A 14,766-nucleotide genomic window follows, 5' to 3' on the forward strand; every position below is an offset into this window, starting at 1 on the left:
GGTCCTGTTCGTTGCGGGGGCCTTGGGGTCTTAGCTGTCGAGATCGCTCAGGTGCGCGATAGCTTGCGCACTGATGTCAGTGGTTTCAGCTTCGGTCAGGCGCAATTGGCCCGCCTTGGCATTCTCGGCCGCCTGTGCCGCGTCACGCGCGCCGCAAAGCGAGAATGAGATACCGGGTTGTTGCACGGTCCAAGCGATTAACGTCTGCGCCAGCGTCGCGCCATGTGCCTCGGCAATAGGCGCGATGGTCCCCATCAGATTGGCAACCTTCTGGCGATTAGCCATCGAGAAACGCGGATTGTCCTTGCGCTGATCGTCGCCTTCGAACACCCGATCAGGACCGATCTTGCCACTGAGCAACCCTAGCGCCAGCGATGAATAGCTAAGGACCGACACACCATTCTCGCGGCACATAGGCAGCAGCGTGCCTTCGATGTCGCGCTTGACCATCGAGTATTCTTCCTGAATGGCGTCCAACTGACCGGAGGCGACATAAGCCTTGACCTCATCGACCGAAGTATTGCTGGCCCCGATAGAGCGGATTTTGCCCTGCTGTTTCAGGGTCTCTAACGTCTCCATCGTTTCAGCGATGGGGGTGGTAGGGTCCTGCCAATGGGTGATGTAGTGGTCGATGTAATCGGTACCCAGTCGGGTCAGGCTTTTCTCGACCTCATAGATAATCGCGTCCTTGCCCAGATAGCGATGCACCGGCTTGCCGTCATAGTCGAAGAAATGGTTGCCCTTCTGCGTATGCCAAACCAACCCGCATTTGGTGGCCAGCACCACCTTGTCGCGGCGCCCTTTCAATGCCTTGCCAACAATATCTTCGGCTACGCCCTGCCCATAGGCAGGGGCCGTGTCGATCAACGTAATCCCCGCATCGACCGAGGCCTGGATTGCGGCGATGGATTTCGCCTCATCCGTTCCGCCCCACATCCACCCGCCGATGGCCCAGGTTCCAAGACCGACCACAGAGGCCTCGATACCAGAGTTTCCGATTTCCCGCGTCAACATTTCATGCGACATTTCGTGCTCCTTCCATTTCCCGTAAGACTGCAGTCGCTGTGCTCTCGTCCAAGATCAGCGAATTGAGAAACTTTCCGTTCAGTACCGCCTTGATCGGCAGCACTTTCTGCGCTCCTGCGGTCACCCCGATCACCCGCTTGCAATGCGCAAGATCGTTTGGCGACACCGAGACCAGCCGCGAGTTCAGCGCATAGTTCGAGACCGAGCCGTCGATATGGATCAGGTGGGCCAGAAACTCTCCGATCACGCCCATGCCCATCAGCATCTTACGATCTGCTTCGGGCACTGGGTGAAGGTCGTAGTAGCTGGAGCCTTCCGGCTCGATTGACCCAACCCCTACAAGCGCTACATTGGTGTGGCGGGCCAGATCCAGCACCTCGCGGATCGAAGAGACCTGTTCCAACATGTCCCGCTGATCGCGGCTCTCCGCAAATAGCGGCGCATGCAACAACATTGTCTTGCCGCCCAACCGCTCTGCCATCTGCGTCGCCAAGTGATTCACATCTGTATAGTATTTGCCCTGAATGCCGCCGGTCAGGGGCACTACAGTAACATCGACTGCGCGTTCGACCTCCAACGCTTCGACCGTGGCGCTGACGGCTTTTCCGCCAGTGATCGCAATAACATCACCTTCGCTAAGGTTTTCGATCAAATGGTTGGCAGCGGCCCGCCCGACTTGTTGCAGAGTTGTTTCTTCGCTACCCGCAACCGAAGGGGTGACGATGGCCTCAGACAGGCCCGACGACTTTGTCAAATCCCGTTCGATATCCATCAGTGTCTCGAACGGGCTTTCAATGTCGATCTTGACCATGCCCATCTTGCGGCCCTGTGTGATCAGACGGTTGACCTTCGAGTTCGACAGGTTCAGCGCCCGCGCGATATCGGCCTGTTTCTGGCCTTCCAGATAGTGCAGGACCAGAACGGTGTGGATCTGCCGGATCAGCTCAAAGTCTTTCTTCTTGTCGACCATCACCCTCGCCTTTTGTTCAGGTAATGGTCGATGGTCACTGCCGCCAACAGGATCGAGCCGCGGATGATGTCCTGCCAGTAGACCGACACATCCAGCAGCGCCAAGGAACTGGAGACCAACGACAAAAGGATCACGCCCAGGATTGCGCCAAGGATTGACCCCGACCCGCCATTCAGGCTGGCCCCGCCAATGACGGCGGCGGCAATGATGGTCAGCTCCAGCCCCAGCCCGAAGGTCGGTTGGGCCGAGCCGAACCGCGCCATGTAGATAATGCCTGCAATGCCACACAGAGTTGAACAGAGCGTGGTGGTCAGGAAGATCACCTTTTTGGTGCGGATACCCGAATAGGCGGCGGCCTTTTCGTTGCTGCCAGTGTAGAACACTTTGCGGAACATAGTCGTGCGCCGCAGCATGAAGTCAAAGGCGATCACGAAGACCAGAAAAATGACGATCACGATCGGGATCTGCCCGATGGTGCCCTGCCCGATGAACTTGAACTCGGGAGGTAGGGTATAAAGGCCCAGCGGACGCCCTCCAGTGAACAGCAGGCATGCGCCCCGCGCGATCACCATGATCGCCAGCGATACGATGAAATGGTGCAGCCCTACGCGCGTCACGAAGAACCCCATGAACGCGCCAATACCCGTACAGAGTGCAATTGCCATGGCCGAGGCCACCCATGGGTTTACTCCACTCAGAAACAGCCAGCCCGCGATCACCATGGCCAGTGCCGTGACCGAGCCCACCGAAAGGTCAATGCCTCCAGATATCAGCAGGATCGTCATCCCGATCACCAGCAAGCCATCCACCGCAAAGGCCATCGACATTGCCCGCATATTAGCCCAGGTCAGAAAATACGGTGAGGCAAAGGACATGATCAGGAACAACGCCAGAATGATCACGATCAATCCGGTTTCGCGCATCCGAAACAGCCGTTTCAGAAACGGCATATTGTCGGCCGCATCCGCTTGGGCCAGATTTACGGTGTTGTCCATTTTCGCTTCTCCACTCATGCGACTGATGCCTGCGCGTCCGTGACCGAGGCCAGATGCATGATGTTTTCTTCTGTCATTTCATCGCCTGTGACTTGGCCGCTGATACGCCCTTCACGCACCACCAGCACCCGGTCACAGACACCAATCAGTTCGGGCAACTCGGACGAAATCACAACGATCCCGACACCATCGTTTGCCAAGTCTCTCAGGATCTTGTGAATTTCCGATTTCGCGCCCACGTCGACACCTCGGGTCGGCTCATCCAGAAAGATCAGCCGCGGATTGACCGAGAGCATTTTAGCAATTGCCACCTTTTGCTGGTTCCCCCCCGACAGGGACGAAACAGGATCACTCAACGACCTGCATTTCAGGTTCAGCTTACGCCCCAAAGCCTCGGCCTGAGCCTCTTCGGTGCCGGTCCGGATCAATCCGAGCGGCCCTGCCACTTGTTCGACCTTCAAGGCTGACACATTCGACGCAATCGACATATCAAGGAAAACGCCGTCGCCTTTTCGGTCTTCAGACAGGTACACCATTCCCTTGGCGATGCTGTCTTGATAGTTGCGTAGCGCTAACTTTTCACCATTGAGCCAGACATCCCCCGTGACATCCCCCTCAAGCTGGCAAATGCCTTTGACGATCTCGCTTCGTCCGGCACCAATCAATCCCGCGATGCCCAGAATTTCGCCTTTCTTCAGCTCAAAGCTGACGTCCTGAAACCGCGTCGCTTCGGATAGACCCTTAACTTTAAGGACGGTTTCCTCCGAAATCGCGCCTTCGGCGGCTTTATCGGGATACAGGTTGTCGATCACCCGGCCGACCATCGCGTTGACGACATCGCTGGGCTGAATATCTGCTACGTCATTCGTGACAATGTGCTGCCCATCGCGGAACACCGACACACGGTCGCAATTGTCGAAAATTTCGACCATCCGGTGCGAGATGTAGATGATCGAAATTCCCTGATCTGCCAGATTGCGCATGATCCCAAACAGGGTCTGAGCCTCGGTTTCCGTGAGTGCGGCTGTAGGCTCATCCAAAATCAGAATGCGGCAATCCAGCGTTAGGGCCTTGGCAATCTCGACCAGTTGCTGATTCGAGATAGATAGGTTTTTTACCAGAACCGAAGGGTCGATATCGCTGAGTTGGCGAAATACATCCACCGCCTCGCGTTCCAGTTTCTTGTAGTCCATCAGCCACGACCGGCTGACATTCGTGGTGGCCATAAAGATATTCTCGGCCACCGACACATCCGGGCACAGGGCGATTTCCTGATGGACGAAACCAATGCCCAGTTGCTGTGCCATTGTGGGCGACGAGATTTTGACCGCTTTACCGTCCAGCACAATATCCCCGCTGTCCGGTTGCAAAATCCCGTCGATCACATTCATTAGTGTCGACTTGCCCGCGCCATTCTCGCCTGCAATCGCGTGAATCTCACCCTTCTTAAGTTCGAAATTTACCCCTCGCAGCGCCTTGACCGGACCAAAGGACTTGCTGAGGTTTTCGATTTTGAGGATCACATCCCGCATCACGATGTTCATTTCTTGGCTAACTAAGTCTTAGAGTTGAGGACCGCCCACCTTAGAAGACGTCTTTAGGCAGCAAACGGTCCTCGGGGAGAAGCATGTTTCCCGATCAGGCCGGGTCACGGCCTTCCATGTAGACGTTCAGATCAAAGCTGTCGGCATTGTCCTTGGTGATGACCGCAAAGCCATTGTCCATGAACGGGATCTGAACCGGGTTGAATCCACTGGTCTGCCAGTCGTTGAACGGATCAAAGATGTCCGCCCGGTTGGCCAGATGCACCGCCATGAAGCCCATGAAGCCTTGCACACCCTGATTGGGGTTGAGCGACATGTGGATGTTGCCCGCGCGAATATGCTCCAGCGTTGTGGGCGTGACGTCCGCATGCATGATCAGGATGTCCGATTCAGCTTCCAGCTTGGCGGCCACGGCACCTTCAGCAGACCCCGCTTCTGGGATCCAGATTGCCGCGACATTCGGGTTGGCCTGGATGATCGAAGCCGTCGCACGATAAGCCGCGTTGCTGTCCTGATTGGTCGCCTGACGGCCCACCAGTTTCATATTCGGATAGTTGGCCTCCATATACGCGATTAGCGATGTCACGCGCAGGTCATGGTTCGACTGGCCGGGGTTCTCCAGAACCGCATATTCGGCGCTGTCGCCTACCTGCTTGACGATTTCTTCCGCTGCGAATTTTGCCTCGGCATGGTTGTCCGAAGTGATATAGCCGGTCCGCTTGGAATTCGGGCTATCGGCGGCAAAGGTCACGATCTCGGTTCCGTTGCCGATGGCGCGGTCAATCGGCTCGATGAACGGGTCAGACTGCATCGGGTGCAGCAGAATTCCCGCAGGCGATTTCACCAGATCCTGCTCGAACGAGGCGATCTGCTTAGTGATGTCGTAATCCGGGGTTCCCGAGAAAACGGTCTCGCATCCGAAGGCTTCGGCGGCCTGCTTGAAGCCCTGATAGACCGGTACCCAATAGGGGTGACCCGAAACCATGACGTTCATGATATAGGTCTCGCCCGGATCACACATGATGCCCTCGGCCTGTGCCGGAACCGCCGCTACACCAGCAACTGCAATTGCGGCAGATGCAACAAACCCATTGATTTTCTTGTACTTCATAGAACTCCTCCCAAGAGCGTGTCCCTGCACCTGCCTCGTAGTTTTCCTCCATTACGTGGCAAATGCAAGAAATTTCATTAATTGCGTGTTATTGCAGTAAAGTTGTTTTAGAGGTCAGCCAAAACACCCGTCAACAGCTTTGTGAAAATTTTTGGTACTGATGAAATTTTTTTCATACATTGTTTATAGGAGTGCCGTCACAATTAAGGCTGGCTCCAACCCACGTAAAACGTCAGGGATCAACAATGCTCTAATGAAAAATATTTCATAAGACGTACTAAATTCAAATATCCTTTAACCCGCCAATCCCTTTTTTGCACGCTCGGTCGAATATCGCTCGGCGACGCGCAGTCGGATCTGCGCCAAAAGTGCCGCACGAGGTATTTGGGAGGATAACTATGAACAGATTATTGGCGTCGGCTTTCGGACTAACACTGGCGACTCTTGCGGCGACGGCTTCCTGTTGCCCGCGTTGGCGGCGGTGTTTATCGGAGGCACGTCGGTCTTTGGCGGGCGTGGTTCGATGTATGGCACCTTCGTAGGCATCCTGATCATCGGATCGCTTGAGGCCGGTATCGTCGCAATGCGCGTGCAGGGCTTCTATACCCAACTGATCTATGGTCTTACGATCACGATCGCTGTCTCGATCTATGCGCTGGTTATGAAAAAGTGACCTCTTTTCCAGTACAGCCCCGAGATACGGAAGTCCCCATATGGCTGCCAAGACGAAGATAACCGGCTCGGGATAGCAACCAGCCCAGCAGGAATCCATACAACCACGATCGTTGCAGCCGAGAAGCTAGCGCAACTTCTGGAACCAAACGCGCTGGTAGTGGTTTTGGGGTCTGCCAATCTCGCCAATTGGGTTCGGGATCAAGGCTTCGTTGTTTCTGACGAAGATGTTTCTGCCTTTCTCGCGCGAATTGATCCTGGTTTCAGCTATGAAAAGTGTCCAGGGCGCAATCCGCTACTTTACGAGGCGCACTCTTTATCGGCACCAATCCGGACACGATGGCTCCATAGGAAACCGGAGTTGTGCCCGGCACAGTTTCATTGTTACAGGCAATTGAAACGGCCTCTGGTGTATCACCAATCAAAGTTGAAAAACCCGAGCCTTTCTTACTCAATTGCGCGCTGGAAACCCTGGGAACTGAAAAGCAGTCTACTATTACGATTGGCTATCAAATGTCGACTGACGTCGCATCGGCGCAAGCAGCCGGGCCAGTCACCGCGAAAACGCCAATACGACAATTCCAATGGCAACGGTGATCGCCGCAAAAAGTCGATTGGATTTAGGCCCTTCGCCAAACCACATAACGCCGATTATGGCGGCGAAGACTACAGAACTCTCGCGCAGTGCGGAAACCATGCCCAAAGGTGCAAACGTCTTGGCATATAATACAAGACCATACGCCAGTCCCGATATTACCCCGCCAGTGAGACCAGCCCAAACGAAGTTTCTGGGCATGGCTACAAGTCTTTGCCAACGAGTCGTAAAGACAAAGAAGGCAACGAATATTTCTGCAACAAACAGTAACGCGATATAGCCCAGCGTGTTTTCGGACAATCCTATGCCTATTCCATCAACAATTGAATAAGACGCAATCATCAGCCCGGTGCCGAGCGCTGCCGCTATTGCGATCCAATTGGTGTGTTTACCCAATCCGGCAAGAGCCAGAAATCCAATACCCACAGAAATACAAAGAATCCCGATCCACGCCCCGATCGAAAGAAACTCATTTGCGAAAAAGATCGCGCCCAGTGCAACCAGGATCGGTGTTATTCCGCGTGAGATCGGATAGACCACCGACAAGTCGCCATGCTTGTAGGCGGCGTTCAAAAACCAATAATACCCCCAGTGGATAAGGGTTGAGGCGACGATAAACGGAACCGCTGCCCAGACCGGCAAGCCCAGAAAAGGCAGTGCAAACAATGCCGGAATAGCGTGACCCAGCGACACCAACCCCAGAACGATGGCTTTGTCAGGTGCGCCTTTGACGATTGCGTTCCAGGACGCGTGAAGAATTGCCGCAGTCAAAACGATCAGCACAATCGAGAGAGTCAAGCTTGCGCCTTTATCGCCGCAATGACGGTATCCAGCGCGCGATCCAGATCATCCCGCGAAATGGTCAGCGGCGGAGAAAGCGTCAGCACGCAGCCTTGACTGATCTTGAAGCTTACACCGCCGTTCAGACAATCATAATAGATGCGTTCGGCACTGGCATCGTCTGCCTCGCGGGTGCTGCGGCTTTTGACGATCTCGACCCCGAACATCAGGCCACGGCCCCGGATATCCCCTACGATCTCAACCTGAGCCAGTTCGGATTCCAGCCGCCCCATCGCGTGGGCCCCCAGTTCGGAGGACCGGTCGACCAGACCTTCATCTTCTATGATCTGGATCGTGGTCAAAGCGGCGCGCGCCGTGACCGGGTTTTTTTCATGCGTGTAATGCCCGATCGCGAAATCTCCGCACACGTCCAGATCGCGGCGGGCGATGCAGGCGGCAATGGGCAAGATGCCTCCGCCAAGGGCTTTGCCAAGGGTCACGATGTCGGGCACGATCTCATCATGTTCGAAGGCGAACATCTTACCGGTCTTGCCCAGGCCAGTCGGAATCTCATCCATGATCAGCAACGCGCCATGCCGATTGCAGGCCTCGCGCACCGATTTCCAGAATCCCGCCGGGGGCACATAAGGCACCGCACGCATGGGTTCCGCGATCACGGCGGCAACATCGCCTTCGCGTTCCAAGGCGAATTCAACCATCTTGGCACAGGCCAGACCGCAGGTTTCAGGCCCGGCGTGGTTATACGGACAGCGATAGCAGGCGAAGGGTGCGACGTGCTCGGCCCCCGGCATCAGAGGGCCTGCGATATGGCTGCGAAACGTGGCCTCTCCGCCGACTGAAGCCGCACCAAAACCTGCGCCGTGAAAAGCATCCCAAAAGCTGACGGTCTTGAACCGGCCCGTCGCAGCACGCGCGATTTTCAGCGCCACCTCATTGGCGTCCGATCCGCCGGTTGTGAACAGGGTTTTGCCCAGATCACTGGGCGCGATCTCGGCCAGCTTCTCAGCCAGTTCCACCGCAGGATCATTGGTAAAGCGACGCGGGGCAAAGGGCAGGTCATCCAACTGTGCCTTGATCGCCTTGATCAGACGCTGATGACCATAGCCGATGTGATGGACCGAGTTGCCATGGAAATCCATGTACCGGCGGCCATCCAAATCTTCGATCCAGATACCTTCTGCCTTGGCGATGGTGCTAACGCAGGGGCTGGACAGACTTTGATGCAAAAACGCGTCCGAGTCCCGTTTCAGCAACGGCGCGGACCGAGGGCCAATCGACGACTTTAACCAAGACCTACGCGCATCCGAGGTGTTGGACTCACCTTCAGTGTGGGTATTGCTGACTGACATATGGTCCTCGATTCTGGCTCGCATCCGGTGAAGTCAAATGCGCGAGGCCCCGTTTGGGGCCCCGCGAGCTGGGGAGAAATTCTGGTTTCTCTTATTCCCTCACCTTGGCCACGGCAGCGAATAGGTTTTGACGTTGGTGAAGAACTTCATCGCTTCGATCACGCCTTCTTTCACGCCGTTGCCGCTGTCCTTAATGCCGCCGAAGGGGGACATTTCGATGCGGTAGCCGGGTTGTTCCCAGATATTGCAGGTGCCAACGTCGAGGCCGTTGATATAGGCAATCGCACGGTTCAGGTCGTTGGTGCAGACGCCAGACGACAAGCCGAACTCGGTCGAGTTCGAGATCGCCATCACCTGATCATCATCGTCGGGTACGCGGACGATGGGAATGATGGGGCCGAAGGTTTCCTCCATCACCAGCTCGCTGTCATGGGGCACTTTATCGACCACGATGGGCGGCAGAAGCGCGCCCTGACGACCGGGGTGATAAAGGATTTCAGCACCCTCTTTTTCGGCCATGTAGACGCGGTTCTCAAACAGTTCCGCCGCCTTGTCATGGATCACGCAGCCCAGCTCAGTCTCGGGGTCCTGGGGGTCGCCGAACTTGATCTTCTTGGCCTTTTCCAACACCAGCGGAACAAACTTGTCCGCCACACTGTCCTGAACCAGAATGCGCTTGATCGCGGTGCAGCGCTGGCCCGAATTGCCGGTGGCACCGGCCACGGCAATGGTCGCGGCCTTGTCCAGATCGGCATCGGTCAAATCGTTCAGCACGATCAGGGGATCATTACCCCCCAATTCCAGCGCCTGGCGTTTGTAGACCGCCTTGGCCGCGATCATCTTGCCGACCAGAACCCCGCCGGTGAAGGTGATGATGTCGATCTTGTCATTGGTGATCATCTCGTCACCGATATCCTGCGGCCAGCCGGTGACCACCTGGAACATCTCGGGCGGCAGACCGGCCTCATACAAGATGTCAGCCAATGTCAGACAGGTCATCGGCGTCAGTTCAGTCGGTTTGCAGACCATACAGTTGTTGGTGGCAATCGATAGCGCGATCTTGTGACTGACCATATTCAGCGGGTGGTTAAAGGGCGTGGTAGTTCAGCTTTGGGTTGCTACTGGGTCGCGAAGGCGACGCGGAACAGAAAGACGACCTATGAAAATCGCAGATATTGGCAGTTCTGAACTGGATTTCCGGCAAACCGGGGAGGCACGCATCCAGGAGATTTGCCAAAGGTTCGGGTTGGAGAATGCCTCCTACGCCCATATCGACAAGCATCATAATGTTGTTCACGGATGCACCACCTTTCCAGAGGAGTGGGTCAGGTATTACGTCGACAACGATCTGGTTCTGGCCGATCCCCTCATTCGGTTTGGCGCCACTATGATCGCACCGATCGACTGGTCAGTGTTCGACAACCAGGATGACTACGCAGCGCTTTTTGAGGCAGCCCGAAAATTTGGCGTTGGACGCAACGGTCTTTCCATTCCGGTTATCAACCCCTTTGGGGAGCGGGGGGTATTTACCGTCACGTCCAATGCGCCTCGTCCAGAATGGGATGCTTTGATCGCGAGAATGCTCCCTGCCCTACGCCATGAAGCACAGGTTCTGCATCTGCTTGCCCTTGATGTCATTGAGACCGTGTTCAACTTTCCCTCAGATTCCCTGTCTGGGGATGAACTGGATTTATTGAAGATGCTCGCGTCGGGTTTGATACCCTCTGTCATTGCCAGGCAGACTGGGCATGCTTCGCGAATGGTAGAGGCACTGACTGCTTCAATCACCACCAAGCTCAAAAGCCGGACGATTGAACAGGCAGTGGCGCGGGCAGTCAGTACCGGTTTTCTGAAGTGGAGTGATTTCTTTGCCGACCCGGTAGCCGAACTGGTCAATATGGAAAGTCAGCGGCTTTGCGGTGGGATCGTCCGTTGGGGTGGCAGGTCCCACGAGTTGATAAACTTTGAAGACGGCAGACTGGTTCGGAATGTTGATAGCTTTCAGCCGGTCCAGATCACGGACCTTGCGAGAGAGTTCAACTTGAGTGCAAACGAGGTGGTCGAGGAACTTGGGTGTAACTGTGATCAAAGATTGTGGACCAGGTATCTCTGAAATTGGCTAAAACGCACTGCTTCGTCTTTGAAAGGACCGCAGGTGCATGTTTCACGTAGTTTAGCTTACGCCGCTGCATCGTGTGTAGCAGCAAAGTTAAAATGTCCCACATTTGTAAAGTAAGAGTTTCCACTTCCCTGTCGAGCAGCCAAGCCTTCCGCAATACGGCTTGTTTCGTGGAACGGGCACCGAAACACACTCATCTGTATTGAAACGGGCTGGACGCTGTTTGCGAAACTTGGCAAACTTGGGTATCCTTGAGCCAGAAGATAAATCGATGCTACCATCAGAACGACATGCAATAATCCTCGAAGAAGTTTCGCGTCAACCTGCGGTTTCAATCCGAGCCTTGACCGAACGGCTCGGCGTATCGCGGGAAACTGTTCGCAAGGATATTGAGCAACTGGCGCAGGAAAACAAGCTCAACCAGGTACGCGGCGGAGCGACCAGTGTGCGTACGCACGAACCTCCCATGGTTGACCGCACTCAAACAAATCGAGAAGGCAAAGAGCGGATTGGCAATTACGTAGCCAGTATTATCCCGGATGGAGCGAGTGTGATCATTGACAGCGGCTCGACAACACTCGCGGCAGCGCAAGATTTGGCGACCAGTCGACAATATTTAACAATTTATACCAATGACTTAACCATAGCTTCGGTTCTTGCGCCAGCTGCAGAAGAGGTCACGTTGTTGGGCGGGCGGTTAGATTTTTCGGAGAATGCAACAATGGGTTTGGACACGCTGGACCACCTTTCCCGATACAACGCAGAATATGCGCTGATCGGCGTTGGTGGGATCAGTGCGCGGACCTTATTCACCGATTTTTCACTGGAAGGCGCAAAACTGCGACACATGATGATTGAGCGGTCGCAGCGCCCATTCCTATTGGCGGACAGCAGCAAATTCAACGTAGTTGGGCAAGTTGCGATGAAGCCATTTTCAATGGATGTGACTCTTGTGGTTGACGGCGATTTGCCCAAAGACATTTCGGAAGTGATTAGAGACCAACCCGTTGATGTTGTCAGCGTCTGACGCCAATAAAAGAAAAATATTGCCAAATTTTGCAAAGTTCAGATAAGGTGGGCACAAACCCGAATCCTTCTGTACGGAGCAAGTCAATGGCCGACATCCAACTTCCGCAAAGCGCGCAATATGTCATCGTGGGAGGCGGTATCGTTGGCTGCTCGGTCGCATATCACCTGACGAAGATGGGGCATCGCGACGTCGTTCTGCTGGAACAGGGGCAGCTGAGTTGCGGCACCACATGGCACGCGGCGGGTCTAGTCGGTCAGCTGCGTAGCCAGCCCGCGATGACCAACCTGATCCGCTATTCGACCGAGCTGTATTCACAGCTTGAGGCCGAGACCGGGCTTGCCACCGGCTGGATGGAATGCGGCTCGGTCACAGTGGCACGGACCGACGATCGCATGACCATGCTGATGCGCACCGCTGCTGCTGCGCGGGCGCAGGGGGTCGAGGTCCAGGTCGTCACCCCGCAGGAGGCGCAGGACAAATGGCCAGTGATGCAGGTGGATGACGTCAAAGGCGGGCTGTGGATGCCTGGCGACGGTAAGGCCAACCCGACTGATCTGACCCAGTCTCTGGCCAAAGGCGCGCGCATGGGTGGCGCGAAAGTGATCGAAGGGATCAAGGTCACTAACATTCTGACCAAAGATGGCACTGCCACCGGTGTGATCACCGATCAGGGCACGATCAATGCCGAGATCGTGGTGAACTGCGGTGGACAGTGGGCCCGACAACTGGGCAAGATGTGCGGCGTCAATGTGCCTCTGCACTCTGCTGAACACTACTACATCGTGACCGAGCAGATCGAAGGTGTGAAGCCCGACTTGCCCGTTCTGCGCGACCCAGATGGCTATATCTATTTCAAGGAAGAGACAGGCGGTCTGGTAATGGGCGGCTTTGAACCGGACGCCAAGCCATGGGGCATGGATGGCATACCAGACAACTTCTTCTTCCAGCTTTTGGAGGATGACTGGGACCAATTTGAAATTCTGATGGAAAATGCACTTATCCGAGTACCCAGCATGGCGGAGACAGGCGTACGTCAGTTCTATAACGGGCCTGAGAGCTTTACCCCCGACAATAACTATCTGCTGGGCGAAGCGCCCGAGTTGAAGAATTTCTTTGTTGGCGCGGGCTTCAACTCGATGGGGATTGCCAGTGCAGGTGGGGCCGGACGCGCGCTTGCCGAATGGATTGTCGAAGGGGCGCCAACCTCGGATCTGTTTGCGGTGGATATCCGGCGGTTTGCAGATTTTAACAACAACCCCACATGGCTGCATGACCGCGTCAAGGAAACGCTCGGCCTGCACTATGCGATGCCTTGGCCTAACCGGGAATTGGACACGGCGCGGCCGTTTCGCCGCTCGGCTCTCTATGATCGGCTGGCGGCCAAGAACGCCGTGTTTGGATCGAAAATGGGGTGGGAGAGGGCGAACTATTTTGCTGAGGATGGTGAAAAGGCCGAGATCGACTACAGCTTTGGTCGTCAGAACTGGCACCAGAATGTGGGCAAAGAACACAAGGCCACACGCGAAGCGGTCACGCTGTTTGACCAAAGCTCGTTCTCGAAATTGCTGGTGCAAGGGCGCGATGCTTGCCGCGAGTTGAACAGAATCTGCGCCGCAAATGTTGACGTGCCCGTGGGGCAGACAGTGTACACCGGCTTGCTGAACGAACGCGGGGGATATGAATCCGACCTGACGGTTCTGCGACTGAAAGAGCAGGAATTCATGCTGATCACAGGATCGGCCCAAACCATTCATGACGCGGACTGGGTCCGCAAGAATTTCAGCGCAGACGCCCATGTCTTCCTGACGGATGTGACGGCTGCATGGTCAGTGCTGTCGGTGATGGGTCCAAACTCGCGCGATGTTCTGAAAAAGCTGACGAAGGCGGACCTTTCGAACGCAGCCTTCCCGTTTGCCACCGTTCAGGAAATCGATCTGGGCTATGCCACCGTTCTGGCTAACCGCATGACCTATGTCGGCGAATTGGGCTGGGAACTGATCGTGCCGGTCGAATTTTCGGCAGGCGTCTACGATGACCTGATGCGCGAAGGGGCCGCGTTCGGTATGATCGACGCTGGCTACTATGCGCTGGAAGGTCTGCGGATCGAGAAAGGCTTCCGCGCCTGGAGCCGCGAGTTGACACCAGACATTACGCCGATCCAGGCTGGTCTGAACTTTGCCGTGGACTATGACAAACCCGGCGGTTTCATCGGGAAAGAGGCGCTGCTGGTCGCAAAAGCGAACCCCGATCACCTGAAAACCCGTATCGTTCAGCTGGTACTGGACGATGACGAGCCGCAGCTGTGGGGCGGCGAGGCTGTGCTGTATGATGGCGTCGAAATCGGTGAGGTCCGCTCGGCCGCCTATGGTCATACGCTGGGCGCGTCAGTTGCCCTTTGTCAGTTGGATGCACCCGAACGTGTGACGGCGGATTACATTGCCAAGGGTAAGTTCGAGATCGACCTTGCCGGTAGCCGACTGTCTGCATCGGCGCATATCCGAACCCCCTATGATGCAAAAAGCGAACGGCCCAAAGTGGACGGCTAGGCCCGATG

The 14,766-nt window shown here is 55.6% G+C and carries 12 protein-coding genes and 1 pseudogene; 5 read left to right on the top strand and 8 right to left on the bottom strand.

Going from position 1 to position 14,766, the window contains the following annotated elements; genetic code table 11:
* Positions 1 to 30 precede the first annotated feature (30 nt).
* The 5 genes from GOX75_RS15920 to GOX75_RS15940 all read right to left on the bottom strand — a co-directional run bounded on the left by GOX75_RS15920 (position 31) and on the right by GOX75_RS15940 (position 5,646).
* On the bottom strand, positions 31 to 1,026 hold the full coding sequence (locus tag GOX75_RS15920; protein WP_171124754.1) for an aldo/keto reductase: 996 nt from the start codon (positions 1,024 to 1,026) through the stop codon (positions 31 to 33).
* Entirely contained in the window at positions 1,016 to 1,996 is a 981-nt protein-coding gene (locus GOX75_RS15925; RefSeq protein WP_171124756.1) for a sugar-binding transcriptional regulator, read from the bottom strand. The genes GOX75_RS15920 and GOX75_RS15925 overlap by 11 nt, the downstream gene beginning before the upstream one ends.
* The gene (locus tag GOX75_RS15930; protein ID WP_171124766.1) at positions 1,996 to 2,991 is read right to left on the bottom strand and encodes an ABC transporter permease; all 996 of its coding nucleotides are present in this window, start codon (positions 2,989 to 2,991) and stop codon (positions 1,996 to 1,998) included. Before GOX75_RS15930 ends, GOX75_RS15925 begins: the two co-directional genes overlap by 1 nt.
* Before the next feature lie 14 nt (positions 2,992 to 3,005).
* Positions 3,006 to 4,535, bottom strand: a complete 1,530-nt coding sequence (locus GOX75_RS15935; protein WP_217354442.1) for a sugar ABC transporter ATP-binding protein — start codon at positions 4,533 to 4,535, stop codon at positions 3,006 to 3,008.
* 94 nt (positions 4,536 to 4,629) lie between these two features.
* On the bottom strand, positions 4,630 to 5,646 hold the full coding sequence (locus GOX75_RS15940; protein ID WP_171124768.1) for a substrate-binding domain-containing protein: 1,017 nt from the start codon (positions 5,644 to 5,646) through the stop codon (positions 4,630 to 4,632).
* Between the two features lie 463 nt (positions 5,647 to 6,109).
* Between GOX75_RS15940 and GOX75_RS15945 the strand changes: the two genes are divergently transcribed.
* Both GOX75_RS15945 and GOX75_RS20615 read left to right on the top strand, forming a co-directional pair.
* On the top strand, positions 6,110 to 6,319 hold the full coding sequence (locus GOX75_RS15945; protein ID WP_171124770.1) for a hypothetical protein: 210 nt from the start codon (positions 6,110 to 6,112) through the stop codon (positions 6,317 to 6,319).
* Between the two features lie 362 nt (positions 6,320 to 6,681).
* Positions 6,682 to 6,915, top strand: a complete 234-nt coding sequence (locus GOX75_RS20615) for an HAD hydrolase-like protein (protein WP_171124772.1) — start codon at positions 6,682 to 6,684, stop codon at positions 6,913 to 6,915.
* Here the strand turns inward: GOX75_RS20615 and GOX75_RS15955 are convergent.
* From GOX75_RS15955 to GOX75_RS15965, 3 genes and pseudogenes are all read right to left on the bottom strand, one after another.
* Positions 6,872 to 7,711 (bottom strand): EamA family transporter, encoded by an 840-nt coding sequence (locus tag GOX75_RS15955; protein ID WP_171124773.1) that lies wholly within the window; start codon positions 7,709 to 7,711, stop codon positions 6,872 to 6,874. The two genes, GOX75_RS20615 and GOX75_RS15955, sit on opposite strands and share 44 nt — an antisense overlap.
* A complete protein-coding gene (locus GOX75_RS15960; protein WP_171124774.1) occupies positions 7,708 to 9,063 on the bottom strand; it encodes an aspartate aminotransferase family protein in 1,356 nt (451 codons plus the stop codon). The genes GOX75_RS15955 and GOX75_RS15960 overlap by 4 nt, the downstream gene beginning before the upstream one ends.
* Before the next feature lie 99 nt (positions 9,064 to 9,162).
* Positions 9,163 to 10,149, bottom strand: a pseudogene (locus GOX75_RS15965) (aldehyde dehydrogenase family protein); the annotation flags it as partial.
* A gap of 73 nt (positions 10,150 to 10,222) precedes the next feature.
* Here GOX75_RS15965 and GOX75_RS15970 point away from each other — a divergent pair.
* The 3 genes from GOX75_RS15970 to GOX75_RS15980 all read left to right on the top strand — a co-directional run bounded on the left by GOX75_RS15970 (position 10,223) and on the right by GOX75_RS15980 (position 14,758).
* The gene (locus GOX75_RS15970) at positions 10,223 to 11,176 is read left to right on the top strand and encodes an autoinducer binding domain-containing protein (protein WP_171124775.1); all 954 of its coding nucleotides are present in this window, start codon (positions 10,223 to 10,225) and stop codon (positions 11,174 to 11,176) included.
* A 277-nt stretch (positions 11,177 to 11,453) separates the two neighbouring features.
* Positions 11,454 to 12,209, top strand: a complete 756-nt coding sequence (locus GOX75_RS15975; RefSeq protein ID WP_171124776.1) for a DeoR/GlpR family DNA-binding transcription regulator — start codon at positions 11,454 to 11,456, stop codon at positions 12,207 to 12,209.
* An 86-nt stretch (positions 12,210 to 12,295) separates the two neighbouring features.
* Positions 12,296 to 14,758: an FAD-dependent oxidoreductase gene (locus GOX75_RS15980; RefSeq protein ID WP_171124777.1), complete on the top strand. Its 2,463-nt coding sequence runs from the start codon at positions 12,296 to 12,298 to the stop codon at positions 14,756 to 14,758.
* Positions 14,759 to 14,766: the final 8 nt, after the last annotated feature.

Source organism: Ruegeria sp. HKCCD7251, from assembly GCF_013031165.1.
Taxonomy (GTDB): Bacteria; Pseudomonadota; Alphaproteobacteria; order Rhodobacterales; family Rhodobacteraceae; genus Ruegeria.

What these genes read in the sequence shown, in the direction of transcription:
- GOX75_RS15920 (WP_171124754.1), bottom strand. Translation starts at nt 1,026, where the DNA reads ATGTCGCATGAAATGTTGACGCGGGAAATCGGAAACTCTGGTATCGAG.
- GOX75_RS15925 (WP_171124756.1), bottom strand. Translation starts at nt 1,996, where the DNA reads ATGGTCGACAAGAAGAAAGACTTTGAGCTGATCCGGCAGATCCACACC.
- GOX75_RS15930 (WP_171124766.1), bottom strand. Translation starts at nt 2,991, where the DNA reads ATGGACAACACCGTAAATCTGGCCCAAGCGGATGCGGCCGACAATATG.
- GOX75_RS15935 (WP_217354442.1), bottom strand. Translation starts at nt 4,535, where the DNA reads ATGAACATCGTGATGCGGGATGTGATCCTCAAAATCGAAAACCTCAGC.
- GOX75_RS15940 (WP_171124768.1), bottom strand. Translation starts at nt 5,646, where the DNA reads ATGAAGTACAAGAAAATCAATGGGTTTGTTGCATCTGCCGCAATTGCA.
- GOX75_RS15960 (WP_171124774.1), bottom strand. Translation starts at nt 9,063, where the DNA reads ATGTCAGTCAGCAATACCCACACTGAAGGTGAGTCCAACACCTCGGAT.
- GOX75_RS15970 (WP_171124775.1), top strand. Translation starts at nt 10,223, where the DNA reads ATGAAAATCGCAGATATTGGCAGTTCTGAACTGGATTTCCGGCAAACC.
- GOX75_RS15975 (WP_171124776.1), top strand. Translation starts at nt 11,454, where the DNA reads ATGCTACCATCAGAACGACATGCAATAATCCTCGAAGAAGTTTCGCGT.
- GOX75_RS15980 (WP_171124777.1), top strand. Translation starts at nt 12,296, where the DNA reads ATGGCCGACATCCAACTTCCGCAAAGCGCGCAATATGTCATCGTGGGA.